This is a genomic window from Rhizobium sp. Root708 (genome assembly GCF_001429725.1).
In the GTDB taxonomy this organism is placed as follows: Bacteria; Pseudomonadota; Alphaproteobacteria; order Rhizobiales; family Rhizobiaceae; genus Rhizobium.
Window position 1 is genome coordinate 19,530 of record NZ_LMHV01000011.1, and the last position, 25,680, is coordinate 45,209.

17 protein-coding genes and 5 pseudogenes are annotated in these 25,680 nt (G+C 58.2%); 6 read left to right on the plus strand and 16 right to left on the minus strand.

Annotation, left to right across the window (positions count from 1 at the left end):
* Positions 1-49: 49 nt before the first annotated feature.
* Positions 50-262, plus strand: a pseudogene (locus tag ASE04_RS30630) (helix-turn-helix domain-containing protein); the annotation flags it as partial.
* Positions 263-324: 62 nt separating this feature from the next.
* Here ASE04_RS30630 and ASE04_RS10075 read toward each other — a convergent pair.
* Positions 325-1,272 (minus strand): HEPN domain-containing protein, encoded by a 948-nt coding sequence (locus ASE04_RS10075; RefSeq protein ID WP_056816010.1) that lies wholly within the window; start codon positions 1,270-1,272, stop codon positions 325-327.
* A 595-nt stretch (positions 1,273-1,867) separates the two neighbouring features.
* On the opposite strand from ASE04_RS10075, the gene ASE04_RS10080 reads away from it, so the two are divergent.
* Positions 1,868-2,464 carry a helix-turn-helix domain-containing protein gene (locus tag ASE04_RS10080; protein WP_244490377.1) on the plus strand — a complete coding sequence of 199 codons (597 nt, stop codon included), beginning with the start codon at positions 1,868-1,870 and terminating at the stop codon, positions 2,462-2,464.
* Entirely contained in the window at positions 2,457-3,692 is a 1,236-nt protein-coding gene (locus tag ASE04_RS10085) for a type II toxin-antitoxin system HipA family toxin (RefSeq protein ID WP_056816013.1), read from the plus strand. Before ASE04_RS10080 ends, ASE04_RS10085 begins: the two co-directional genes overlap by 8 nt.
* Before the next feature lie 722 nt (positions 3,693-4,414).
* On the opposite strand, the gene ASE04_RS10090 is transcribed toward ASE04_RS10085, so the two are convergent.
* The 3 genes and pseudogenes from ASE04_RS10090 to ASE04_RS31500 form a co-directional block, all read right to left on the minus strand.
* Positions 4,415-5,587: DHA2 family efflux MFS transporter permease subunit (locus ASE04_RS10090; protein ID WP_056816148.1), on the minus strand; the 1,173-nt coding region annotated here is incomplete at its 5' end.
* Between the two features lie 67 nt (positions 5,588-5,654).
* Entirely contained in the window at positions 5,655-6,332 is a 678-nt protein-coding gene (locus tag ASE04_RS10095; protein ID WP_443216856.1) for an MFS transporter, read from the minus strand.
* Positions 6,292-6,487, minus strand: a pseudogene (locus ASE04_RS31500) (isoprenylcysteine carboxylmethyltransferase family protein); the annotation flags it as partial. The gene ASE04_RS10095 and the pseudogene ASE04_RS31500, both read right to left, overlap by 41 nt.
* Positions 6,488-6,705: 218 nt before the next feature.
* Here ASE04_RS31500 and ASE04_RS10100 point away from each other — a divergent pair.
* A pseudogene (locus tag ASE04_RS10100) lies at positions 6,706-7,754 on the plus strand (nucleotidyltransferase family protein).
* 275 nt (positions 7,755-8,029) lie between these two features.
* On the opposite strand, the pseudogene ASE04_RS10105 reads toward ASE04_RS10100, so the two are convergent.
* The 3 genes and pseudogenes from ASE04_RS10105 to ASE04_RS29920 form a co-directional block, all read right to left on the minus strand.
* Positions 8,030-10,421 (minus strand): annotated as a pseudogene (locus ASE04_RS10105) (arylsulfatase).
* A gap of 403 nt (positions 10,422-10,824) precedes the next feature.
* Positions 10,825-11,133: a hypothetical protein gene (locus tag ASE04_RS10110; protein ID WP_056816016.1), complete on the minus strand. Its 309-nt coding sequence runs from the start codon at positions 11,131-11,133 to the stop codon at positions 10,825-10,827.
* Positions 11,134-11,275: 142 nt separating this feature from the next.
* Complete coding sequence (locus ASE04_RS29920; protein WP_200960705.1) at positions 11,276-11,497, minus strand: hypothetical protein; 222 nt, start codon at positions 11,495-11,497, stop codon at positions 11,276-11,278.
* A gap of 375 nt (positions 11,498-11,872) precedes the next feature.
* Between ASE04_RS29920 and ASE04_RS10115 the strand changes: the two genes are divergently transcribed.
* Positions 11,873-14,821 carry a 2-oxoglutarate dehydrogenase E1 component gene (locus tag ASE04_RS10115; RefSeq protein ID WP_082597302.1) on the plus strand — a complete coding sequence of 983 codons (2,949 nt, stop codon included), beginning with the start codon at positions 11,873-11,875 and terminating at the stop codon, positions 14,819-14,821.
* A gap of 275 nt (positions 14,822-15,096) precedes the next feature.
* Positions 15,097-15,390 carry an ArsR/SmtB family transcription factor gene (locus tag ASE04_RS10125; protein ID WP_056816022.1) on the plus strand — a complete coding sequence of 98 codons (294 nt, stop codon included), beginning with the start codon at positions 15,097-15,099 and terminating at the stop codon, positions 15,388-15,390.
* Positions 15,391-15,676: 286 nt separating this feature from the next.
* On the opposite strand, the gene ASE04_RS10130 is transcribed toward ASE04_RS10125, so the two are convergent.
* From ASE04_RS10130 to ASE04_RS10170, 9 genes and pseudogenes are all read right to left on the minus strand, one after another.
* Positions 15,677-16,681 (minus strand): GlxA family transcriptional regulator, encoded by a 1,005-nt coding sequence (locus ASE04_RS10130; protein ID WP_056816025.1) that lies wholly within the window; start codon positions 16,679-16,681, stop codon positions 15,677-15,679.
* A 50-nt stretch (positions 16,682-16,731) separates the two neighbouring features.
* Positions 16,732-17,271 (minus strand): G/U mismatch-specific DNA glycosylase, encoded by a 540-nt coding sequence (mug, locus tag ASE04_RS10135; RefSeq protein ID WP_056816027.1) that lies wholly within the window; start codon positions 17,269-17,271, stop codon positions 16,732-16,734.
* A 4-nt stretch (positions 17,272-17,275) separates the two neighbouring features.
* The gene (locus tag ASE04_RS10140) at positions 17,276-19,078 is read right to left on the minus strand and encodes an acetolactate synthase 3 large subunit (RefSeq protein ID WP_056816030.1); all 1,803 of its coding nucleotides are present in this window, start codon (positions 19,076-19,078) and stop codon (positions 17,276-17,278) included.
* A 168-nt stretch (positions 19,079-19,246) separates the two neighbouring features.
* Positions 19,247-19,873, minus strand: coding sequence for a TetR/AcrR family transcriptional regulator (locus ASE04_RS10145; protein ID WP_244490378.1), 627 nt, complete (start codon positions 19,871-19,873; stop codon positions 19,247-19,249).
* A gap of 29 nt (positions 19,874-19,902) precedes the next feature.
* Positions 19,903-20,283 (minus strand): nuclear transport factor 2 family protein, encoded by a 381-nt coding sequence (locus ASE04_RS10150; RefSeq protein WP_443216857.1) that lies wholly within the window; start codon positions 20,281-20,283, stop codon positions 19,903-19,905.
* Between the two features lie 41 nt (positions 20,284-20,324).
* On the minus strand, positions 20,325-21,272 hold the full coding sequence (locus tag ASE04_RS10155) for an aldo/keto reductase (RefSeq protein WP_056816036.1): 948 nt from the start codon (positions 21,270-21,272) through the stop codon (positions 20,325-20,327).
* A 135-nt stretch (positions 21,273-21,407) separates the two neighbouring features.
* Positions 21,408-22,650: pseudogene (locus tag ASE04_RS10160) on the minus strand (adenylate/guanylate cyclase domain-containing protein).
* A gap of 58 nt (positions 22,651-22,708) precedes the next feature.
* The gene (locus ASE04_RS10165) at positions 22,709-24,265 is read right to left on the minus strand and encodes an MFS transporter (RefSeq protein WP_056816039.1); all 1,557 of its coding nucleotides are present in this window, start codon (positions 24,263-24,265) and stop codon (positions 22,709-22,711) included.
* Positions 24,258-25,421 carry an HlyD family secretion protein gene (locus ASE04_RS10170; RefSeq protein WP_056816157.1) on the minus strand — a complete coding sequence of 388 codons (1,164 nt, stop codon included), beginning with the start codon at positions 25,419-25,421 and terminating at the stop codon, positions 24,258-24,260. The genes ASE04_RS10165 and ASE04_RS10170 overlap by 8 nt, the downstream gene beginning before the upstream one ends.
* Between the last annotated feature and the right edge of the window lie 259 nt (positions 25,422-25,680).

Here is a 25,680-nt window from a genome sequence, read left to right on the forward strand (position 1 = left end):
TGATGGGCCGGACTCTAATCAATTCGGGAGGAAATTCGCAGTGGCAGGTCAGCTTTTCCAGCAGAACCCTTTTCACACGGCAAACCAGATCGTTCAGATCACAGGTCTGTCCGCACCAACGGTCAACGCCGCACTCGCAGATCTAGAGCGATTGGGCATCGTCGATGAGGTGACCGGCCGCAAGCGTGGACGCGTGTTCAGCTATCGACGATACCTGGCAATTCTAAGCGAAGGTACCGATCCCTTGCCTCTCAGTTCATGACAAATAACTGGGCCAAAGGTTCGATCTTCATCAAGAGCACCACCGCGGTCGAACCGCTTGGTTCAAGCCTGGGGCGTCTGTGAAAGGCGTTTGTGGCAGACGGTTTCCACCACCCCTTGAAGCAGTCTGACATGCTCAACTAGCCATCCAAGCTCCTCGACGCTGATGTTGTACTTGGCGGAATAACGCGCTTCGACATAAGCCCGCGACAGCAGTTCAAAGCATCGACGCGAAAGGCGAGTGTCGCGTGGCCATGCTGCTATCAACTGACTATCCACTTCCTCCGCTCTAGAGCGCAGAACTCTAATTCGGTGAGACTTTGGGCTGTAAAGCGTCAGCGTGAGCAGCGCACAGTGATATGCGCGTTCAGTAGCCTGATGCAGCATGAACGCACCGTCGCGCCAGAAATCCTTCTCAAGGAGCAGCTGAGCACCAGCCAAAGCCTCTTTGGATAATTGGTACCACTGGTCGAAGTATGCCTGTGCTTCGGTGTGCTGTTCTGCCGCCGTAAGTGCCTTCGGTTGAGCGAGCGGATGCCCCTGCTTCTCGTAAAGAACGATGCCGTCTTTCGCGACGTCGATGAAGAAGGGGCGACCACGGGAAAGCTGCGCGTTCACGTCGTTGAGGTCATGAACGATGGGAACCACCGGTGTCTCGATACGGCGACTGAGCTGCTGGTCCAGCAACTCGTGCTCGATGTCTTCCCAGAGCTCGTGCTCTTCCGCGAAGGCCTTGTTGTTGACGACGATCAATAGGTCGTAATCGGATCGGTACCCGCTGACACGATCCTCGACCCAGTCGCCGCGGGCGTAAGAACCGTAGAGGATGACCTTGAGTATTTTGCCGGCACTGCGCTTCTCGGACAGCTTCGTTGCCTGAAACTTCTCGACCCCTGCAAACAGAATCTCAATGATGTGCGCGAGTTCGCGCCGCTTCCTGTCCGGCAGGTGTTCAATGTGATCGGTCAAGGTCAAAGCAGCGTCGAAGCCTTCGGTGTGAATCGCATCCATCCTAGCGGTTCCGTCTCGATTGCACATCGAAACGTTTTACGGGATTCTATATACACATACAATCAACAGATGTGTGTGAATCCTACACAACGGAGTAGAGGGGACGGGTCGATTTCTCAAACAGCCGCTGTTGGCGATGCGGCCAGAAAGCGGAACACGCTGGCGTGGGGCAGTCGGTCCCGCGTCTCCTTCGGACCGCTATGCTGACGCTCCTGCGGCTGTCCTTCCTCACCCCCTCGTGTGACGCGAATTCCCGCTTTCCGCGCGTAGACGCGCGCCGCTATGCTGAAGCTCCAATACGCTTCTTTGTTTTGTGAAGGCAGCGGGATCGACGGCCGCAACCGTACGGGCAGGCCTATATTGCTGTCCCTTTCACGGGGGATACGATGCCGGTAGGGTCGGTACAGGTCGATCTAATGCGCATCCTGATGGATGTTACGTGATCTAGACTCGAATTATGAGCCTGCATTGTTGATATGATATACGGTTATATATAATTCACCTTTGTGATACGGTTTTATATATCAAMATTGCACYTTTCTGCCGAGCTGTCTATATATTATCCTGTATATACGATAGCGTATGATACAGGATAATGATCGTGACATACAAGACAGATCATATAACGCAGCAATTGCGCGCTGCCAGGCAAGGKCAGAAGCTAAGCCAGCGTGAGCTGAGTGCACGATCGGGCCTGACGCAAAGCCATATTTCCCAGATCGAACGGGGCACGATGGAGCCCGGACTTGGCAGCCTGGTGGATGTGGCGCGTGCACTCGACCTCGAGATCGTACTTGCGCCCAAGAAGCTGATGCCGGCGATCCGCAATATCCTCGTTAGCAGATCGACGTCAAATGACGTCCTTACATCTGACCAGCGCAAACTTGTGGCTCGGCTCGAGCGATGGTTGGCGCAGTTCGGCTATGGGGCTGGATCAAGGGTCGACGCGGACATATTCAAGGATAGCCTGGCCCTCCTGCGGCATTTSCCTTTGACCCCTGACGAGCTGGACATGCTCAAGCGGGCAGCCGACCGCCTGGAGACTTCCCGGGCCGATAAGATGCCGTGGCAAGAAATGGGGGCGATCGCGCGCGAGATAAGACAGCTGCGCAACGCCGCAGTGCATCGCGACCGCGATGACTCGGTCCCGCGCTCGGCATACGCACTGGATGAGGAGGACGACGATGCCTAAAGTCACGGTGCTCGATATCAAGCTAAACGGCGAACCGGTCGCGACCCTGACGAACCTGCAGGACGGCCGCTCGATCTTCGCATTCAACGAGGCTTATATCGAAGACGAAAAGCGGCCTACACTCAGCCTGTCATTCAAGGATCCGTTCGGCGCACTGGTTACGAAGTTCCGTCCGTATAACATGGTGGTCCCGCCGTTCTTTTCGAACCTGTTGCCGGAAGGTCCTTTGCGCAAATATCTCGCCGAGCGCGCCGGCATAAGACAGACGCGGGAGTTTTTCCTGCTCTGGATGCTCGGCCGCGACCTGCCTGGTGCGGTAACCGTACACCCCTCCGACGGCGATGACCTGCCGCCCGATGATGAGCAGGCTTCTGTTAAAGCGCGACCGAATGCGTTGCGCTTTTCGTTGGCCGGGGTGCAGCTGAAATTCTCAGCCTTCAAAAACACCACGAAGGGAGGCGGCCTGACTATTCCGGCCGAGGGTACGGGTGGATCATGGATCGTAAAGCTGCCCTCCCAGCAGTATAGCGGCGTGCCAGAAAACGAATTCTCAATGATGACCATCGCCGGCATGATGGGCATGGACGTCCCGGAGATCCAATTGGTCGAGCTGGATGCCGTGAGCGGCTTGCCACCGGGCGTGGGCGAACTGCATGGGCAAGTGCTCGCTATTAGACGTTTCGACCGTACGCCGAAGGGTCCGGTGCACATCGAGGATTTTGCGCAAGTGTTCGGCGTGAAGCCGGATGACAAGTACAGCAAGGGCAATTACCGGATGATCGCCCGCGTCCTCGGCATCGAGACGAGCACGGCCGACGTGGCCGAGTTCATCCGCCGGTTGGTCTTCAGCACACTGATCGGCAATGGCGACATGCATCTCAAAAATTGGTCTCTGATCTACCCCGATCGCCGCACTCCTGCGCTCGCGCCGGCTTACGATTTGCTATCGACCATCCCCTATATCGAGGCAGAGGATACGGCGGCGCTTAACTTTTCACGCACGAAAAGAATGGCAGAGCTATCGAAGGATGAGCTTGCACATCTGGCCGCCAAGTCGGCGCTGTCCGAAAAGCTTGTCCTCGACACAGCACGCGAGACGGTCGAACGGTTTATGGATGTGTGGAAAAACGAGAAAAACAATCTGCCGATGGCAGCGAAGGTGCGCGAGGCTATCGATGCACATCTGCCCACAATCGAGCTGTATCGGGAATTCAACGAAGCCACCTAGAAAACGGTCATCATCGGAAGAAGATGCCTCACTGTTGATTATGGGATGGCCCGCCCTTCCGAGGACATCGAGTATGATGATCCATCGTTCAAGGAAGAGGAGCCGGTCCATGACGATTTCAATTTTGGGTATCGATATCGGAAAGAATAGCTGCAGCGTTGTGGCGTTGACGAGAAAGGTGCGGTGACTACCAGGCGAACGGTGCGGCGGCAAGAAACTGGAGCAGGCTGGCGTGGGCCAGTCGGTCCCGCGACTTCTTCGGACCGCTATGCTGACGCTCTCGCGGGAGCCCTTCCTCACACCCTCGTATACGCGAATTCCCGCTCCGCGCGTATACGTGCAGCTATGCTGAAAGCTCCGATACTCTTCTTCGTTTTCATGAAGTCAGCTGGATCGAATGACATAAGGCGACACTGTGCGCATCTCCTCGCAGGCGTAGTGTCGCGTGGATCACTCCGTTTGGCTGATCAAGCGACCCCACTTTCTGGAAGCCTCACCGAACGAAGCCGCGATCTCAATCGTGAACGCTGCGCTGAAACGGCCCGTAATGTTTTCGTCYGGCTCGATATATCACGACCGCTCGACGATATCGTAATTGTATTCGAAGACCATGACCCCAGCCGCGCTTGAGGTCAGTTTAGCCCGCTCGGCGTGCTTCGTATCAGGAACTTCGATGGCGGCGCGATCCGACTGAGTTGGCTGCGTCGTAACAGCAAGAAGAGCTAGGCTCCGTCTTCGCCGGGCGATACACGCGTTGCAAAAGGAAGAGCGGTGATCGCGCACGCCGTGAGGATAGCGACGAGAAGCCATGCTTCGTTGATCGCCTGGACAGAACTCGCGGTCTGGACGAGCGGGTCGAGCACCGCTGTTTTGTCAGCGTCAAACGCGCCGGACTGATGAGCACTGACTATGCCAGTTGGAGCCCCTACGAATGCGGCAATCTTCATGTCGCCGCTCTCGAGACCCTTCCAAAGCTTTTGACCCAAGACATCCGTACGGGTGTAGATGATGGTGTCGATCAAGGCGATCCCGATAGCACCACCGAGGTTTCGCATGAGGTTGAAGAGGCCGCTGGCGTCGGGAACGCGGTGAGCCGGCAGCGTACCTAGGGCAAGGCGGGTGGGAGGCAGAAGGCAAAACATGATAGCCACACCGCGAACGACTTGCGGCCAGAACATCGCATCATAATCGGATTGCGGGTCCTGAAACGCGCTCATGGCAATGCCTACGGAAAACAAGGAAAATCCACACGCCGACAGCAGGCGTGGGTCAGTTTTCTTTTCCAATACAACGGCAATCGGCGCCGTGATGAGTTGAGCAACTCCCGTGACCAGCATCGTCATGCCGATTTCGAAAGCGTCGTGTCCTCGGACAAATGCCAGAAAGACTGGCATCAGATATACGGAACCAAACAGGCCGATGCCAAGAATGAAGCTCAAGACCGAGCCGACTAGAAAGTTACGGTCACGGAAGTTACCTAGTTCGACGAGCGGTGGTGATCGCATCGTGGAACGCCACGTAAAAAGCGACCCGGCGAGAAAAGAGCAGCTCAAGCAGCCAACCACATATAGCGAGATCCACCCACTCGTCGGCGCTTCCTTGAGCCCGATTTCTAGAGTGGCAAGAGCTCCGGCTATCAACAGCAGGGATACCCAGTCGAACCCCTGAAGTGCTGTTCCGTCGATGCCTTGGCGTGGTAGGGTTCGTGATGCCACCGCAGCCGCGAGCACTCCCGGTGCCAGGTTGATGAGAAAGAGCCAATGCCACGAATAGGTTTCGGTGAGCCAGCCACCGGCTATCGGCCCAACCGTCGGCGCAAGGACCGCGAGGACGCCGGCAATCGTCGTCGCTAGTGCCTGTCGGTGGCTGGGAAACAGGATGAACACCGCAGAAAANCGACGAGCGGTGGTGATCGCATCGTGGAACGCCACGTAAAAAGCGACCCGGCGAGAAAAGAGCAGCTCAAGCAGCCAACCACATATAGCGAGATCCAGTCGAACCCCTGAAGCGCTGTTCCGTCGATGCCTTGGCGTGTAGGGTTCGTGATGCCACCGCAGCCGCGAGGACTCCCGGTGCCAGGTTGATGAGAAAGAGCCAATGCCACGAATAGGTTTCGGTGAGCCAGCCACCGGCTATCGGCCCAACCGTCGGCGCAAGGACCGCGAGGACGCCGGCAATCGTCGTCGCTAGTGCCTGTCGGTGGCTGGGAAACAGGATGAACACCGCAGAAAAAACAGAAGGGATCAAAGTCCCGCCGGAGAAGCCCTGAAGGACACGCCAGGAGACGAGCTCGCTGAAATTGCCGCTTGCAGCGCAACCAGCCGAGGCGATCACGAAGACAATCAGGGAAGCCACAAACAACCAGCGCATGGTCAAAAAGCGGGTGAGGAAGCCAGTGAGCGGTATGGCGACGACCTCGGCAATCAGGTAGGCGGTCTGGATCCAGCTCATTCGGTCTGGATCGATTTCAAGCGCGGATTGTATTGTCGGAAGCGACGTCGCCACGACTTGGACGTCGAGGATGGCCATAAACATACCGGCGCACATAGCCACGAACCCGACCCACACCGAAAAAGGAGTGCGGACACCTGGCAAAAGATCAGCGGCGGGCAGCATATCGTAATCCTGAAAGCGCTGCATTCTGGGTCCTGATACGGACGACGAGAACGATCGCGTTGGCTATGGAGAATACCAGCGTAAGGCGGTTGGCCAAGGCATAACGGAAGGACTGCGATTTCGCCGACCACGATGACATAGTTGGGGTGCTGCACAAAGCGATACTGGCACGCCCTCAGAGGAGGCCGTTTCAATCGATCACGATATACTATACTTGCGAAAATAATATAAAGGCGTCGGATAGGGGTTGGAACCGAGCATATCGCTGCTTCAGCCGAACTGCGGATAGCCATCTCGTAACACATGGTGGGCAGTGGCTAACGGCCAGGAACGGCCAAAGCTGGTTTATAGACACGACCTATACTAGAGTTGCGAAAACAATATAGTGGCCGCCGTGATCAAGCAGATCGATCTCATGTTCCGGACGATGGTCGCGGAACTTCAGCAACGGTCATTTGATGACGATTGGGCAGAGGACTTTCCTCCGTCAGGTAGATTCGTGCCGGTCGCTGTCGATGGCCGGCGCTATTGGTATTTCGACCAGCCTAACGGTGGGGGCGGGCAGAAGCGCCGGTATGTCGGGCCCGCGGATGACCCCTTAATTTCGGAACGGGTCGAAACGTTCAAGGGCGAGAAGTCGGACTATAAGGCCCGCCGCAAGTTCGTTTCCACGCTGACGCGCGAAGCCGGTTTGATCGCTGCTGATCGCTTTACCGGCGATGTCGTACAAGCGCTTGCAAGGGCCGGTCTGTTCCGGCTGCGTGGTGTTTTTATCGGCACTGTCGCTTTTCAATGCTACTCGGCATCCGTCTGCCCTCGGCGGCGATCTTGACGGGTGACGCAGACCTGGCCCAGGATTTCGCGATTTCCGCGGAAGTCGCTGACTCATTGCCGCCGATCCTTGATCTCCTGAAAGGACTTGATCCCTCGTTCCGGGCCGTGCCTCACATTAGCGGTAGCCTTCGATCTCATGCCTTCCGAAATCAAATCGGCTACCGGGTCGAATTCATGACGACGAACAGGGGAGCAGAAGAATATTCGGACAAACCCGCCCACATGCCTGCTCTCGGTGGCGCCTCGGTCGAACCGCTGAGGTTCATGGATTTCCTGATCCGTGATCCCGTTCGTTCGATCCTCCTACATGGCGCGGGTATCTCGGTGGTTATCCCCGATCCCTGCAGGTATGCAGTGCATAAGCTGATCATAGCCGGTCGCCGCCAAAATGACGCTGGCGGCCAGGCCAAACGGGACAAGGACCTGAGACAGGCAGGAATTCTATTCGACGCTCTGCTGGTCACCGGCCATGGGCCTTCACTGACCGATACACTGGAGGAGGCGTGGGATCGCGGACCTGCCTGGAAGCTGGCGATTTCAGAGGCCGCCGAAACCATGCCCAAAGAATATTGGGACGGCGTCAACCGGATGGTCGGCATTCTCGAACGTTGAAAATAAGCTCGGTTTGAGAAGGCGTACCACTTGTTTGGGCAGGGGGGTGAAGTGTCAGGCCTTCTTCTTCTCGTCGCGCCGACGATTTTCCTCTCGCTGCGATTCAATCTCGCGACAGAGGGTATTCTTCCATCTGAAATTGCAGTCGATGTTCGATTAGGCAATTCATCCGTTGTTAGGATCCCCTCAAGGTAGGCTGGCGTCGCTGAAAAGAACGTCCGCAACCTTGTCTGCTTCCGGCCCTTAGCTGCCACTGGAACTAGCCCAGCACAGTCTCAGTTCAACTGGACCGTCAGCCTGTTGATCGTCCCGGTGAAGGCAAACGGCACCTGGTAGTCCTTGTCATCGACACCGGTGCGAGTATCAACACCGACGTCGAAGGTCTCGTACCATGGCATAAGAGCTGGGACAGTGTGCGGAATTTTCTGGTTGGTGACTTCCTTGCCATCCACCTTGAGGATGCCCGTACCGCCGCTGCCCATGTTGTGGCTGTCCGATGCGAAGTCGAACTCGATGGTATGCTTGCCGGGCGGCAGCGTGTCGGAGCCTTCCCACCGGAAGCGTTCGATGTCCACGAAGTTATAGAGAAACACCGGCTTTTGCTTCAGGACGTATAGGCCGAAGCCGCCAAAGCGACCGCCCGTCGTCGCCAGCATGCCGTCGGCGCCGGCCGCCGGAATCTCGATCTCAGCGGTGATCGTGTAGGACCTGTTCAGGATGTTCGGGGCGTTTCCGCCAGGCACGCCTGAGACGACGCCTGAATAGGTGAACAGCTTCCGTCCGGCGGTCGCGCTCGGTCGCGGGGTCATGAGCCGCTCCAGGATCGAGTTGTCGAGCGGGAACACGTTGTATTTCGCGGCCTCGAGCAGAAACAATTCCTGCAGCTGATGCAGCTTGTCAGGATTGCTCTGCGCGAGGTCGTTGGCCTGCGAATAGTCCTCGTTGAGATTATAGAGTTCCCATTCGTAGCCATTGACCACTTCCGGCATCGGCGCAGTGCCCATCAGCCAGGGCGCTGCCGGCGGCGTGGTACAGGCGTACCAGCCGTCGTTGTAGATGCCCTGGTTTCCGAACATTTCGAAGTACTGCGTGCGGCGTGTCGAAGGCGCGTCGGCGTTGGCCTTTTCCCACGTGTAGGCCATGCTGACGCCTTCGATCGGCTTTTGCGCCACACCGTTGACCATGGCTGGTGCCGGGATCCCGGTCGCATCGAGGATCGTCGGCAGGATGTCGATGATGTGCTGGAACTGGCTGCGAATTCCGCCTGCGTCCTTGATGCGGGCGGGCCACGCCATCGCCATGCCTTGCCGCGTGCCGCCGAAATGCGAGGCCACCTGCTTGGTCCATTTGAACGGCGTGTCAAAGGCCCATGACCATGCTACCGACATGTGCGGGTAAGTCTGGTCGGTACCCCAGGCATCGTAGAATTTCAACTGATCGGCGACGGGGATCTGCAGGCCTTCGATGGTGATCACCTCGCTCGGAGTGCCTAGCGTGCTCCCTTCCGCGCTCGTGCCATTGTCACCCTCGATATAGATGACGAGCGTGTTGTCCAGCTTGCCGATGTCATCTACTGCCTGAACCACGCGTCCGATCTCATTGTCGGAATAGGCGACGTAAGCTGCGAACACTTCGGCCTGGCGGGCAAACAGCTTCTTGCTGTCAGCGTCGAGCGCGTCCCATTTCGGCAAATATCGGGCCAGGGGGTGAGTTGCGTATTTTGCGGAACGACCCCTAGGCGCTTCTGGTTCGCGAAGATCTGGTCGCGCATGGCATTCCAGCCCATGTCGAACTTGCCCTTGAACTTCTCGATCCACTCTGGCGTCGGATGGTGCGGCGCATGTGTGGCGCCGGGTACATAGTAGACGAAGAAGGGCTTGTCAGGCGCAGCCGCGTTCAACTGCTTGATGTAGTTGATGGCGTTGTCGGCCTCGTCGGTAATCAGATTGTATCCGGGCTTTCCGACCCAAGGAAAAATCTGCGTGTGATCCTGAAAGAGGTAGGGCTGCCACTGGTTGCTGTCGCCGCCCATGAAGCCATAAAAGTAGTCAAAGCCCATGCCCGACGGCCATTGGTCGAAGGGACCGGCGCTGCTGTACTGGAACGATGGCGTGTTGTGGTTCTTGCCGAACCATGATGTGGAATAGCCGTTCTGCTTCAGAATGTTGCCGATCGTTGCGTTGTCTACGCCCAGAACGGAATCGTATCCGGGATAGCCGGTCGCCTGCTCGGAAATCACGCCAAAACCGGTCGAATGATGGTTGCGCCCCGTGATTAGCGCCGCCCGCGTAGGCGAACAGAGCGCCGTCGAGTGGAACTGCGTGTAGCGGAGGCCCGTCTGCGCCACCCGATCGAGCGCCGGAGTCGGGATAACGCCTCCGAATGTGCCGGCCACCCCATAACCGGCATCGTCTGTCATGATCAAAAGGATATTGGGGGCGCCCTTGGGTGGTACGACCTGCGGCGGCCAATACGGTTTTGAGTCCTTGGCGCTCAACCCGATTTCACCGCCGAACGGCGTCGGCGGATTGGGAAGGTATCGCCCGTCAAGGGTCGTCGTCGCGTCCGGTGCACACCCGGTGCCCCGGTGATTTCCTGGGTGCTCACAGTCCAGGCTGAACACGTCAGGGTTGCCGCAGCGACCTGCGTCAAAAATCCCAATTTCATTCGCATGGTACCCTCCCGGTCGCTACCATCAGATTGAAACGGTCACATCAGCATTGAGGGGAACTCGAGTTGAACGAGTACATCAGAAGAGTTTGGAGCCTAAACCCAACTAACTACACGAAGGTCAAACAGACTTAGCAACAACCAATACGGGCCGGAGGAACATCCTCTGCCTCTGTTCATATTAGCATACGCTTGACGACACGGCCAATTAACTCATAGAATAGAAGCTTTGGTTGCAACGACCGCGCGAGAGCGTCTGGGCGAGTCTCAACGTCGTAAAAATACAGGATCAGCACGGCGCGATGACGGGCCGTTCGAATGTCCGTTCTTGGCGCAATCCTGCCGTAGCCAGATGCGGACCTTTACACCATCAGCGGTCACAATGAGTTCCCAGCGCTTCTCACCTCGACACGCCGTTAATCAGGATCAGAAGCGCAAGCGATGCTACACAAAGTGCCACAGTCCCAAACATCGCCAATCGAAGCCGTCTAAATCGAGTTTCAAGAAAAAAGGCATTGAACCGATTGGACTGCCGCGCCTTTCGCTCCCACCGAGAGAGACTTTCCTCGCCGGGAAGCACAACTAACGACTCCGTACGCCAGAGGACGACCGCAATGGTGATGATCCCGCTCAACACGCCGAGCGAAATGATTGCCATCAATATGCGTAAGGCAATTTGGACAACTAAACTGTGTTCTTCGCCGGTCATAGCCTATTCACCCCCCCACGGATGACAGGTCAAAAATACCCCTTTTAGGTTAATTTCATGCAACCGAACGAAAGGCCGCTTGTGGCGCAAAGCAGTCGATTGTCGATGTCGCTATCGGCCCTCAGTGGAACACTGACATATCTCAGAAGTCGGCAGAGACCGACACGTTCCGCCACAAATTGATGATGGCTGCGTCTGACGCGTGCTTCGCCTCGATCGCGGCAACCGTGTCGCTTGGGAACGGAATGCGGACAGGTGGCTGATCGACGTCGGCGAAGGCGACAACCTGCCGAGCGAACTTCTCCGGATGATGCCGCACTTCGGGGGTTAGCAGCGCCAGTCCTCGAGCCTGCCGAAACCACACGGGATATCACTAATCCGACTTCGGAGGCGGGGGGACTTGTAGCCAACCTGCCCAGCAACGCGCGGCTTTGTGGGGGCGACACCTAGGTGCAATAGCCATTTTGCCGGGATTTCGCGATCCTTTGCCGACGCGCAGCGATGCCTGCAGACGACCTGACTTCTGCAGGCTGCACACAACTCGGCAGTAAATGGATCCAGTTTGTCCGTTTTTGCATGTTGTTGCAAATATCGGACGCCCCGGCCGAGACTATATTGTTGTGTCGGTGGTCGAAACATGGGCGCGGGAAGCTGCCAGTGTCAGCGACGTGCATGGCAGCGGGTGGGTGCACCGGAAACGCAGATGAGCAAATTCCGATTAGTGGGAAGGGGTGCCAAGATGAATAGCGCGCGCGATCCGCAATTGCCTGCCGGTATGTTTGCGCAGATGTCGTTCCTTGATATCGGGAACGCGGCCTATGTCGAAAATTTGCAATCACGGTATCTGGAAGACCCGAACTCGGTCGCGCCGGAATGGCAAGATTTCTTTGGCTCGTTGGGAGACGAGGCAGCCGACATAAGAAGGACCGTCAGTGGTGCTTCGTGGAAGTCGGCCAGCTGGCCAATTCCTCTCAATGGCGATCTCATCTCTGCGCTTGATGGCAATTGGGCCAGAGAGCCCGACCGGAAAACAGCGGACGTAACGCAGCCCGTCGACGGTCGCGATCAATTTGCAACTGACCGGGATACGGCGCGGGCATTGGCGCTCATTCGCGCCTATCGAATGCGGGGACACAGGGAAGCAAATCTGGACCCCTTGGGTCTCGCTGTCTCGGAGGGGCGCGAGGAACTAATGCCCTCCTCCTACGGTTTCGGTGAAGCCGATCTCGATCGGACGATTTTCGTGGATGGCGCGTTCGGGGTCGAGTTTGCCACAATGCGTGAGATGATCGGTCGGCTGCGCGGTAGCTATTGCGGGACTGTCGGATACGAATACATGCATATTTCTGACCGTGCCCAGAGGATTTGGATTCAAGAGCGCGTCGAAGCAACCGGCGTGTCCACGACAACACCCGATCATCAGCGGCGGATCTTGCAGCGACTGGTCGAGGCGACGGGTTTTGAGCGTTATCTCAACAAGAAGTTTGTCGGTACGACGCGTTTCGGCATAGACGGCGGCGAAACGACGATCGTCGCCCTCGAGGAAATGCTTGAGCGAGGAGCCGAACTCGGCGTGTCCGAGGTTGTCCTTGGTATGGCGCATCGCGGACGCTTGAATGTTCTTGGTCAGGTCATCCGGAAACCTCACCGGGCGATCTTCAGCGAATTCAAGGGAGGATCGTCTTTTCCGGACGAAGTCGAGGGTTCAGGTGATGTGAAATATCATCTTGGAACGTCATCGGACCGGGAGATAGGCGGCAGGAAGGTCCACTTGTCCCTGATCGCAAATCCATCGCACCTCGAGATCATCGATCCCGTCGTATTGGGAAAGGTAAGAGCCAAACAGGAACAGCGGCGTGACACGGTCAACCGCTCTACCGTCCTGCCACTTCTGATCCACGGCGACGCCGCATTCGCCGGACAGGGGTTCGTCGCAGAAAGTCTTGGTCTCTCCGGTCTCAAGGGATACCGGACAGGTGGCTCGGTCCATTTGATAATCAACAACCAAGTCGGCTTTACCACCGATCCGAGCTATTCGAGATCCTCACCCTATCCATCCGATGTCGCGAAAATGGTGGAGGCGCCGATCTTTCATGTAAATGGCGACGATCCAGAGGCGGTCGCACGCGTTGCCAGACTTGCGATCGAGTATCGGCAGACATTTCATAAGCCGGTCGTGATCGACCTGATCTGCTCCCGCCTTTTTGGCCACAACGAGGGTGACGAGCCGTCGTTCACGCAGCCGGAGATGTACAAGGAAATCCGCAAGCATAAGTCGACGCTGGACATTTATACCGAGCAACTGGTGTCGAACGGCGTCGTGGACGGACGGGAAGCAGAGGACGCCGGCAAGAGGTGGGCCGAGCATCTCGATATAGAGTTTGAGGCGTCGAAGTCATACAAGCCGAGCAAGGGCGATTGGCTTGATGGAAAATGGGCAGGTCTCGGGGCCGGCAATGCCGACCCCGAGGATGAAAATGACGGCGCTACGGGCGTTGATCTCGAGAAGCTGCGAGCCATCGGCCGCAGCATAACGACCCTTCCAGATGGTTTCCGTGCGCATTCCACGGTCGTTCGTTTCCTCGACGCACGGCGGAGTGCAGTCGATGCCGGTACCGGCATCGACTGGGCGACGTCGGAGGCACTGGCTTTCGGATCCCTCGCTACCGAGGGTCATCCGGTCCGCCTTTCCGGCCAGGACAGCGAACGCGGGACGTTCTCGCAACGTCATTCGGTGATCATCGATCAAGAAACCGGTACGCGCCACTCGCCTCTCGGCTCCATCAGTCCGGATCAGGCACCGTGCGAGACATTCAACTCGATGCTGTCAGAACAGGGCGTTCTTGGCTTCGAATACGGATACTCGCTGGCCGAGCCGAGCACGTTGGTCCTCTGGGAGGCACAGTTCGGTGACTTTGCCAATGGCGCCCAGGTTCTGTTCGACCAGTTCCTGTCCTCCGCGCAGCGCAAATGGTTGCGGATGTCGGGATTAGTCTGCCTGCTTCCCCACGGATACGACGGACAGGGCCCCGAACACTCCTCGGCGCGGCTGGAGCGATATCTGCAGAGTTCGGCTGAAGGCAATTGGCAGGTTGCGAACTGCTCGACTCCTGCAAACTACTTTCACATTCTGAGAAGGCAGTTGGCCCGCAATTTCCGCAAGCCTCTGATACTGATGACGCCCAAAAGTCTGCTGCGGCACAAGCGATGCAGATCGGATCTTGCCGAGCTTGCCGGCGCTACGCGGTTTCAGCGCATTCTCCGCGACGATGGCGAGAAAGGCGACAGCAGCAAGGCGAAGCTCGTTGACGACCGCAGCATCCGGCGTGTGCTGCTATGTTCCGGCAAGGTCTACTACGATCTTGTCGAGGAACGAGAACGGCGCGGTATCGACGACGTCTATTTGCTCCGTGTCGAGCAGCTTTATCCGTTTCCTGTCAAGGCGCTTGCAACGGAACTCGGTCGCTTCCCGGCGGCAAGTATTTCGTGGTGCCAGGAGGAGCCAAAGAATATGGGCGCCTGGTCGTTCGTCGAACCCTACCTCGAATGGGCCGCGACCCAGGCTCGCGGGACGGTCGGGCGTGCGAGCTACATCGGCCGACCTGCCTCCGCCTCGACCGCGACGGGCCAGATGTCGCGACATGTCGCGGAGGTGGCAATGTTCATGAATGCGGCGTTTGCAGCATAGCCTTGAAGCAATCGCACGTCGAAGCGCCCGGCGTTTCGGGAAATGAGGCGTCGTTCGAGAGTGTCGTCGGCATGCCGTGCAATTCGCAGGCTCTACGCCCAAGCCCGATCGAGTCGAACTCGCGGCGGTCGCGGAGTCGCCTCATGTAGATATTCAAGTTTGTCCGATCGACGGGTTGGGAGCCTGTCGACGCTCGGCCGGTCGAGGCCGCCGCCATCCTCGAGGCCTCCCGGCGGAGCAACAACGTAAAGCGCGGCGACAGCCGAGGAAAATACATGGAAACGATGAAAGTGATGAAGGCGTTGGCGCACCCGGCTCGAATGGAAATCCTCGGCTGGTTGAAGGATCCGGAGACGCACTTCGGACTTCAGGAATATCCCGTCGCTATGGGCGTCTCGGCAAACCAGTTTCAGCGAAGCGGCTTGGCCCAGTCAACCGTCTCGGCTCATCTTGCGGCACTCACCGCTGCCGGCCTCCTGAGCAGCAGGCGGGTTGGCCAATGGATCTTCTACAAGCGCAACGAGGAGGCCATCGTAGCATTCTTGAAACAACTGACATTCGACCTTTAGGCCGCCGAGCAAAACCCTTCCGACCGACGCAATGTCGATAACTGCGCTACCCATGACGATGCCCTCAGCGAGCTGCGGTAACCTCGATATGGGTTCCAAAGTCGTCATCATTCGCAGTTTCGATTTATCGAGCTCGCGTTCAAACGGCCTCCAGGCTGCAAGCCGTTGCTCGATCGGTGCGACAACAGAATCTACCCTGATCAGCGCGACGCGTAGCAAGATATGCGGGAAGACCAGCCTGTTAAACCTCCGTTGTGTCATATGTATGCGTGCAGACTGACGAACGTCACGCCGTGGCGAGTGTCCGAGCCGGAGGATCTTTCGCTGCCGTCGTCGCGGACGGCCGGAATCTGTGCCGGTATTCGACTGGGGTCACATTTATCCGCCGCATGAACGCGCGCCGCAAACCAGTCTGATCCGCGAAGCCGCACAGGCTTGCCACTCTCTTCAACGGCGTGTCGCTTTCCTCGAGGATTCGTCGAGCTGCCTCCACGCGGGCGGCCTCGACATAGTCGCCGGGGGTCATCTGGGTTTCTCGTTTGAACGTCCTTGCGAAGTTGCGGGCGCTCATCCCGATGCGCGCCGCCAGTGTCTCGACGGCGAGGTCGCCCGCTATGTTGTCTACAATCCATTGAGTGATGTCGCGGATCGGACCGATTTCGGCCGCCTGTGCCTCGAGCTGCACGCTGAACTGCGACTGGCCCCCTGGACGCTGGAGGAAAAGGATCAGTTCCTTGGCGACCCGCAAGGCGATACTGCGACCGAAATCTTCTTCCACAAGCGCGAGCGCCAGATCCATGCTGGCCGTAACGCCGGCGCTTGTATAGATCGGCCCGTCCTTCACGAAGATCGTGTTGGGCTCGAGCCTGACGGTCGGAAACGTGCTGGCAAGCCGTGCCGTCGAGTTCCAATGTGTCGTGGCGCGGCGCCCGTCCAACAGCCCCGCCTTCCCGAGGAGGAAGGCGCCAGTGCATATCGAGGCAAGACGGCGGACATGACGTGACTCACGGATTATCCACTGCAACAACTCTCGATGGTCCTCGTACTGGCGCACGCCGGGGCTGCCGGCAATCAGCAGCGTGTCGAAGCCTTCCAACGTGCCCTCGATCGACATGTCCGGCAGAAATCGAGTGCCGTTAAGGGCGGTCACGGGATCCATCGTCAGCGCCACGATGTCCACGCGATATCCGGAGCGCTCCTTCAGAAGCCTCGTAGCCTCCGAGAACACATCCATCGGCCCCGCCACGTCGAGCATTTGAACGCCGGGGATCGTGAGTATCGCAATGCGCATGGTTTGCCCCCTGCCTATGGCCGCTGGCAGGCTCAAGGCCGTCTCAGCGGCTAAAGTTTCGATCTTAGGTCGCGGTATTGACGGGTCAAGCGATCCAAATCAAACGCCCTGTTGAGGCCGCTTGGATTCGGAAGTATCCATGTCCTCGCTCCCGCGAAAACTTCACTCTGCGGCCCCCAATCGCAATCACCGCGGCCGCTGATTGCCGCAAACGCCGCCTTTCCCAAGAACGCGAGATTGCTCGGCGAGAAATTCCTTATCTTTGCCTCCAGTTCGGGCACCGCTTTCACATAATCATCGGCGATCAATTCGGCTGCGCTCCTCGTTGCTCTCTCAACGGCCGCAGTTATTCCGCAGCCATAGAGAAGCAGTTCCTGCTCCTCTTCAGCCTTCAATAGCCGAGGGGTGAACCCGGCCAGATGCAGTACTCGCCAAAAGCGATTCGTCGGTGACGAGAAGTTATGGCCATCCCGCTCGGCGGTGGTCGCCGGATTGAGTCCGCAGAAGACAACCTGCAGACCGATCGCCAGAACGTCGGACCGCCCCCCGTTCCGAGGGAAGGCCGCACCGGTATCGAGATCAACCCTCATACGATCACACCAGCGCACGACCCTCGGCGGAGATCACCGAGCCCATGTCCACGACTTCGTCCGACAGGATCATTTCGTTGTGAGGCCTTCCCGACGGGATCATCGGTAAGCAGTTCTCGGTTTTCTCGACCCGGCAATCGAAGATTACGGGACCGGGAGTATTCAGCATTTCAATGATCTTGCCGTCCAGCTCCTTTGGTTTTTCCGCCCGAATGCCTACTGCGCCGTACGCCTCGGCCAGCTTCACGAAATCCGGAAGGCTCTCCGAATAGGAATGGCTATAGCGCTCGTCGTGCAGCAGCTCCTGCCATTGCCGGATCATTCCCATATATTCGTTGTTGAGAATGAATATCTTGATCGGGAGCCGGTACTGAGCGGCAGTGGACATCTCCTGCATGTTCATCAGGATCGAGGCCTCGCCGGCGATATCTATGACGGTGCTGTCGGGATGGGCGAGCTGGACGCCGATCGCTGCCGGCAGGCCATAGCCCATCGTACCGAGCCCGCCCGATGTCATCCACCGGTTCGGTTCGCTCAGATGGAAGAACTGCGCCGCCCACATTTGGTGCTGCCCGACTTCGGTCGTGACGTAGACGTCGCGATCGAGTGTCAGCGCGCGCAGGCGCTCAAGCGCATATTGCGGCTTGATAACCTCCGAGGAATTGCGATAGCCGAAAGCTTTGCGGTCGCGCCAAACGTTGATCTGCTTCCACCAGGGGGCAAGCCGATCCCTGCGATCTTCCTGACGCTGGCCTGGCCACGCGGCGATCAGGTCTTCCAGAACGGAAAGAGCGTCGCCGACTATACCAACGTCGACGGGAACAATCTTTCCTATGGACGAAGGGTCGATATCGACGTGTATCTTTCGTGATCCCGGAGAGAAGGCGTCGAGGCGCCCCGTCACGCGATCATCGAACCGGGCGCCGAGGCAGAGCATGACGTCGCAGTCATGCATCGCATGATTGGCCTCGTATGCACCGTGCATACCAGGCATCCCGAGCCATAGATCGTCGGAGGCGGGAAACGCACCCAGTCCCATCAAGGTGGACGTGACCGGGGCTCCAACCAGGGCAGCAAATTCCCGCAGCCGTTGGCTAGCCCTTGGTCCAGAATTGATGACGCCGCCGCCGGTGTAGAGGATCGGTCGTTTCGCCTCGGAGAGAAGTCGTAGCGCCTCCATGATCAAGACCGGATTCCCCTTTGTCTGGGGAGCGTATCGATGCAATGGGATGGCTTCGTCGGGAGCAAAATAGCGTCCGCGAGCGACCTGGATGTCCTTGGGAATGTCGATCAGAACAGGACCAGGCCTCCCAGTCGTCGCAATTCGATACGCCTCGTGCATGACATGAGGGAGCTCCTCAATGCTCCTGACGAGGTAATTGTGCTTCGTGCACGACCGAGTGATGCCAATTGTATCGGCTTCCTGGAATGCGTCGGTACCAATCAGGTGGGTCGGGACCTGCCCGGTGATGACGATCAGAGGTATCGAATCCATCAGGGCATCGGCAATCCCGACGACGGTGTTGATCGCACCCGGACCGCTCGTTACGAGGACGATGCCCGGTTTGCCGCTCGAGCGTGCATATCCCTCTGCGGCGTGGGCGGCACCTTGTTCATGCCGTACAAGGATGTGGCGAAGCCGGGGCTCGTCCAGGAGGGCATCGTATATCGGAAGCACCGCGCCACCGGGGTACCCGAAAAGCACTTCCGCGCCTTGATCAGCCAACGCCCGGACCACCATCGCTGCGCCGGTCATCTCGTCGAAGTGCTGAGCTGCGGTCGTCTTTGAATTGATATTGATCGTCATGATAGGGTCCAGTCTTAGTGCCAAGGCTCTAGGTTTTACCGAACCAATATAGGTACGCGGCACCTGTCCGGAATCTCGATTCCGTAGCAAAAACGGACAATCCGACGTCGTTTACGGCCATCGGTTCCGACTAGTATCGATGATCTCGCCGACACCACCAGTTCAGCGCTAGCTGCTGCGCCGAACCTCTGCAATCTGCATCATCACCGACCGTATGACACCTTCGTCATGTAGCTCGCCGACCAGCAGCTTGTACCAGCTAAATCCAACCCAGAGCGCGACCTTGGCAGCCACCTCGTCGGCTTGCAGCTCCCCGCGGACCGCCGCGCTGTTCAACATCCGTCGTACGTCGGCGGTACGATCGGGAAGAAACCTGTCCCGCAACGCACTCAGCGCTTCCGGTGTGCCCTGTGCCTCGGCGATAAGACCGCGAAGTGCCGCCCCGGCGGGGTGAGACGCCCAGAAACGCCACAGGCTGGTGGTGTATTGCTCAAGCTCATCAATCAAGTTCCCGTTCTCTGGAACAGGGACGAAGGTCGAGCGCTCGGTGGTGTAGATCGCGATGAAAAGGTCCGCTTTGGTCGGATACCAGCGATAGATGGTGGTTTTTCCGGCACCTGCCCGACGGGCGACCTCATCGACGGAAAACCCCGCGTAGCCTCTCTCCGATATCAGATCCCTGGCAGCGGCGAGAACCGCAGTTTCGGTTTCCGGATTGCGACGCGATCCGATGGACGTTCGCTTCTTGGCGGGGACGGGTGTCGGCTTCGTGATCATTGGGAAGGCGTAGCGCAACTTCGTAGCTCCGATCAACAACGAATACGCTAGGACCGGTCGACCAGATGAGCCCGCGACGCTGACGGCTCGAAAGGACCTGCGAAGTACTGCGTTTCCCTCGCCACGAAGCCGTTCGCGAACTCCATTATGCTTACTGCGTAAGAAGGTACGTCGTCGTAGGACAGGACGAACTCCGTCACCCACAGGTTCCCGTTGCCCAGGATGCGCTGGACGGAGAAGCGCTTCCTGTTCGGCTGAACGAAGCGGCTTTCCTGGATCTTTCTGCGCCCGCTTATGCGCTCTCCAGACTGAGGATACTCGAGCACAGCATTCTCCTGGTAGATTTCATGCTCGAGCTCGAAATTCCCGGCGTCCGAAGCCGCCCAGTGTCGTTCGAGCGCGAGCCTTAGTTCCCGGTCCTCGATCATCGACGTTGCCTCCGCAAAGTTCTTCAGATCTCATCTGCCGCTTATACGCCAGAAGCTCGGGGAATGAAGCCTGGAACACCCGTGTCGACCACGCCATTGAAGCGGATGTTCGTTGTTATGTGGTCGCGCATCTGATGCATCGCGTCCTCCGGCAAAGTGGAGAAACCGAAGTTCTCGCCGATCCGCTTTGGGTTCACCGACGTCGTAAGGAATGCCGTCCCCCGCTGGGCGGCCCAGGCCAGTGCGACTTGAGCCGGCGTCTGACCCGTGCGGTCGGCGATCGTGGTCACGACTGGGTCCGCGAGCAGGTTCGGAACCATCCCATGGCCGAGAGCCGCAAAAGCCAGAAGAACAATGCCATGCTCCTGGCAGTATTCCAGCAACTCCCACTCGGGCAGATATGGATGCGCTTCCACCTGCACGGTGGCAGGCTTGATCCGCGCCGCTTCGACGATCTCCTTGAGCTTTTCGAGCGATATGTCGGAAAGACCTATCGACCGACACCGCCCGCTATCCACGAGCTCCTCCAGCGCGCGCCAGGTATCGATCAGCTTGACCCCCGGATCATAAATGACGTGTCCATACTCGTCTCGCGGGTCTTTCTCCTCACCTGGGAGAAACGCGAAAGGCGTATGTATGAGATAGGCATCGACGTAATCGACGTTCAGGCGGCGGCAACTGGCGTCAAACGCCGGTCGTACTCGTTCCGGCCGATGATTTGTGTTCCAGAGCTTCGTGGTGACAAAAAGCTCCTCACGGCGCAGGGTACCCGCCGCAATGGCTTCGCTGAATGCCGCGCCAACCGCTTCCTCGTTCAGATATCGTTCGGCGCAGTCGAAATGACGGAAACCTGCCGAAAGGGCCAATTTGACCGCCTCGTTCGTCGCGACCGCGTCGGGAATGAGCGTTCCGAACCCGGCGACCGGAATTGCACCAGTGCCATGAGAAAGGGGAATCTTCTTGAAGCGGAGCATATCTGTGGTTGTCATTTGCCAATCCTTCGTTTGGGCACGAGCATTCCCGTTTCGCCTAAGCAAGACCAACCGCGATCAGATCACGCGAGTTCCCTTGTAAAACGGCGATGTTCCCCGGCCTATTGTACCTTGGTGTCAGCACGCTTCCGCTCATGCGGCGCGATCCCCTGCGGGCATCATGCCGGTTTCGCGGGGAGCGCCGTCGACGGTCATTGTGAAGAGTTCCTGAGCGCGGCTGACGCCCCTTAAGACGTGGGATCCGATCGATATCAGCCCGTAGGCCTCTGGAGCCGAAACAAGCGCGGTAAACGGCGCCGACATGAGGAATTTGTGCTGAAGGGGCCGACAGAGCGAAGCAATTCGACTGACCTCGTTGGATCACGGTGAAGTCGAGCCGGTCCTCGCTGCCGATGTTCCCGTAGAACACGTCTCCGACATGGAGCCCGAGATAGACATCGGTGACGGGACGGCCCTGCGCACCGCGTCGCGCGTTAAGGTCGATCAGCCGCTTGTCGAGCAGTTCGCGAGCAAACAATACTGCTGCGCAGGTTCGGCTGGCAATCTCGCCCCTGAACATTGCGAGTGTCCCATCGCCCATAAGCTTGAGGACTTCGCCGCCCGCCTGCCTGATCGACGAGATCACGGCGTCGGAGTAGTCGTTAAGCAAGGGGATGATCTCTTCGGGATCGATTGTATCCGAGATCCGGGTGAAGTTAGCCAGGTCCGAAAACCATAACGCCGCAGAGATACGCTCGCTTCTCCCGCGCGTGATCCTTCCGTGCAAGACCTGACTTGCTGCATCCTCGCCGAGGTAGACCTTCGCGATCGTGGAGGCGACCCCACTGACAACCACACATTTGACCGCCAATGCCAGGCACGGCAGCAGGTCGCGCAGCGCCTGCACGTCGGCCTGCGAGAAGCCGGCCGGCGCGCGAGTCCCGAACTGAGAGAAAAAGCAGTCTATGCCGCCTATGGCATCCGGATCGTCAAAGCGGTGAGCCATGGCGATAAAATCGCTAAAGCCGTCGCGCTTCATCGTGTCGACCAGGAAGAACTCCGCGGGATCGCCATCCAGGAGCCGTCGCCGTATCTCGTTTCCGCCTGTGCTCTTGAGATGATGGAAGGCGGAGCGCTGCCAGTCGTTCTGGGCGCCGCCCTGTTTGGCGAACCCGAATTCGAAGACACGTTGCATCCATCGAGAGCGGTCCCAGCGATAGGCGCGGCGTTCGTACACCGGATGCAGCGTGTCCATCAACGCGCTGGCCCGATCGATCTGGAGCCCACCGGCGTTGCAACGCTCGCAGAACCCGGCGAGGAGATCTTCCTCGGGCAATCCCCTCAGTCCCGACTGCATAAGCCAGTCAGTGATCTGCTTGACGTGCTCGTAGTCCACGGTAGCTACTCCAGATTTTGAACGGCTCGGCGAAGGCGCAACGGCCGATCGCTTCGCGTCAACGCGACGTTAGCGGGTGCGCGGGCGAGGGCTTCATCAACGAAACGACGATCAGGCCAACGATTGCTGCGATGAACGTGATCCAGAATCCATCAATATAGGCCAGTACGTTCGCTTCCCTTTGGACAATCGTCGCCAGCACTCCGACCCCGCGCTTCAGGGCCTCAGCCTGTGAACTGACCGGTCCGGAGCCGGAGCCAAGTTGAGCGATCGCCGAGTTCCACCCCGGCGTCGCGCCGGTGACGTGAAGACCGATCAGGTACGAGTGCAATTGCTCGCGCTGGCGCACCCAAGTCGTCATCGACGTCGCGAAGGTCTCCGAACAGATCAGTCGCATCACCTGAACGTAGGCTACGAGGGAGACGGCTCGTGCCGGGTTCACATTGCTGAACAACGTTGCCACCGCGGCAAGAAAGACAATCTCTTCTCCGAAAGTCTGCAGGATCACAATCAACCGAAATTCGGGCAAGGACCACAGGCTGGTCAATTGCGTACCAAGCCATGCCGATATTGCGAAACACGTGAAGCCGACCAGCAGCGTCGCACGTTGCTTTACCGTTCTGACCAGGGTTACGGCCGTCACGGTCGCTGCGGCAAGAAGCAGAACCGCATAAGGAGCGGTAAAGTCGCCGATCTGCTCCGGACGCAGGCGAGAGACGCTGACCAGAAAGTTCGGCTCCAGAAGCGAGCTTCCAAGGCTGGCAATCATGAAACACGCGATGGCGACGAATCCGAGCGCGATGTTTCGATTGTAGAGGATTGAAATATGAGCCCATGGCTCCCCAACCCGTGTCTCGTGCCACAGAAAGACAGCGAAGAGAAAGCCGGTGGCAAGAAGCAGCGATACGACATAGCCGGAGCGGAACCAGTCTAGGCGGTTACCCTGGTCCAACGCGAAGTAGAGCGTTGTCAAGGCGACGCCAAAGAGTGCCATCCCGCCCCAATCGGCACGGTCCAGAAGCTGGCGATCCACCTTCGACGGTTTCCCGCCATACCAGAACAGAATGCCGATGACCGGAGCAACGAGTGCTCCCTGCCAATAAAGCCATTGCCATCCGATTGTCTGCGTATAGCTGCCCGCCGTATAGAGACCGAGGTTTTGCGCGAACGGTATTCTCAAGACGTAGAAGGAAAGAGCGAGGATCCAGTACTTTCGGTCAAGATTGCGAAAGGCCACCAGAAGCGTGGCTCCGACAAAGATGCCAAGCACGACTGCCCTTATCGCATGCAAGGTGACGAGAACTTCGAAGCTGTGCACAAAGGGAATCGCGATTGAGATCAGCGAATAGAGAATTGACGGCCCGATCATGACCCTCTTGACGCCAAAGACGGCGATCAACCAGCCGATGCTCGGTGCAATGAGGATTTGCGGCGCGGTTGCAAAGGTGCTCAGCCACGCGCCCTCGTCGAAACTCAAACCGAAAGCGCCTCGCAGGTCGGCGAGGCCGATACTCGCCGTCCGGACGTCGAATGCGGTCAGTATAGCCGCCATGACCATGGCCACCGCTACATAACCCTGACGCGGAAGGTCGCTTGCATGACCATTCCTAGACATGATCGTCTTCCTTTGTTGCTATTCGCGTTATGACCGACATGCCGGGACGCAGGCGGTCGAAATTCGGCTGCGCCGGATCGAGCTCGATACGTACGGTCAGGCGCTGGGCCACCTTGGTGAAGTTGCCGCTGGCATTGTCGGGAGGCAGAAGCGCAAATGTTGAGCCACTTGCCGGCGAAATTTTCGAAACGACGCCATGCAAGGTTTCTCCGGGCAGAAGATCGACGGATATGTCGACAGGCTGCCCTTCGCGGACCAACGCCAGCTGGTTTTCCTTGTAGTTCGCCAGGACGTACACTTTTGGAAGCGGCACGATGGAGATGAGACTCGCACCCGTGGCGACGTAGTTCCCCAACTGCACGTTCCGCTTCGCGACAATGCCATCGACGGGGGCGCGAACGTCGGCGTATCCCAGATCCAGTTCGCGTGCCGCGACGTCGGCGGCGGCCGTGTCGACGTTCGCCTTCAGCACGTCACGCTGTTTTGCGATCACGTCGAGCTTGACCCGCTGGGCGACCACGCTCGCATCCGTCATCTTCGAGTTTGCCAACGCCCGTTCGTGAGCCGCGGTGGCCTTCTCGAGCGTCTGAAGCGAGCTCGCTCTGCCGTCGAGACCAAGCCGCGTCTGCCGCTCAAGCTCCTTGTTCGACTGGATTTCATCGGCGGCCGATGCCTGTTGCTGGGCAGCGGCGACATCGATTTGGGTAAGCTGGAAAGTTCGTTGGGTGTCGTTGTCCTCGAGTTGCGCTCTGGCAGCTTCAAGTCTCGCCTTTGCGGCACGAAGAGCAACTTCGAATGGCTTCCGGTCGATCTTGAATAAGAGATCGCCAGCTTTGACATGGTCATAGTCGCGAACAGAGATTCCATCGACCGTGCCCCCGACGCGAGCGCTAATCGAAGAGACGTCGGCATAAACTGCCGCGTCATCCGTGGTCTGCACGGGTCGGCTCGCAACCCACCAATCCCAATTCGCTCCGGCGCCGACAACGGCAGAGAGCGCAACCGTGATTGCCGCGGCCGGCACGATAAATGAGGACGGCGATACCCTTTTGGGTGACGGAGCCGCCTGCTGGTGGCTCTCATGCGCTCCCGGCAACGCCGTGACGTTGTTTCCCGACTGTTCGGATACTTGGTTCTTGTTTCGCAACCAGGCCATTTTCTTCGTCCATTTGGTACACGCCCAACCGGCGTCTTGAAAAAAGCGACGAGGTCGAACCGTGTGGGCTTTCAGGTTCACGCGGGAATGCGGCTCGCCGTTCATCGCTTCGTAGATTGGACATACGAAGCTCCAGCCCACCTCCGCATCCTTCGACAGGAAGGCCGGCAACCGAGCCAAATTCGCTTGTAATGACCTTGGGGAAAATCCCCTTGACCGCTCCAAGCCAACTTCTCCGCTGCTTGTGCAACCTCATATA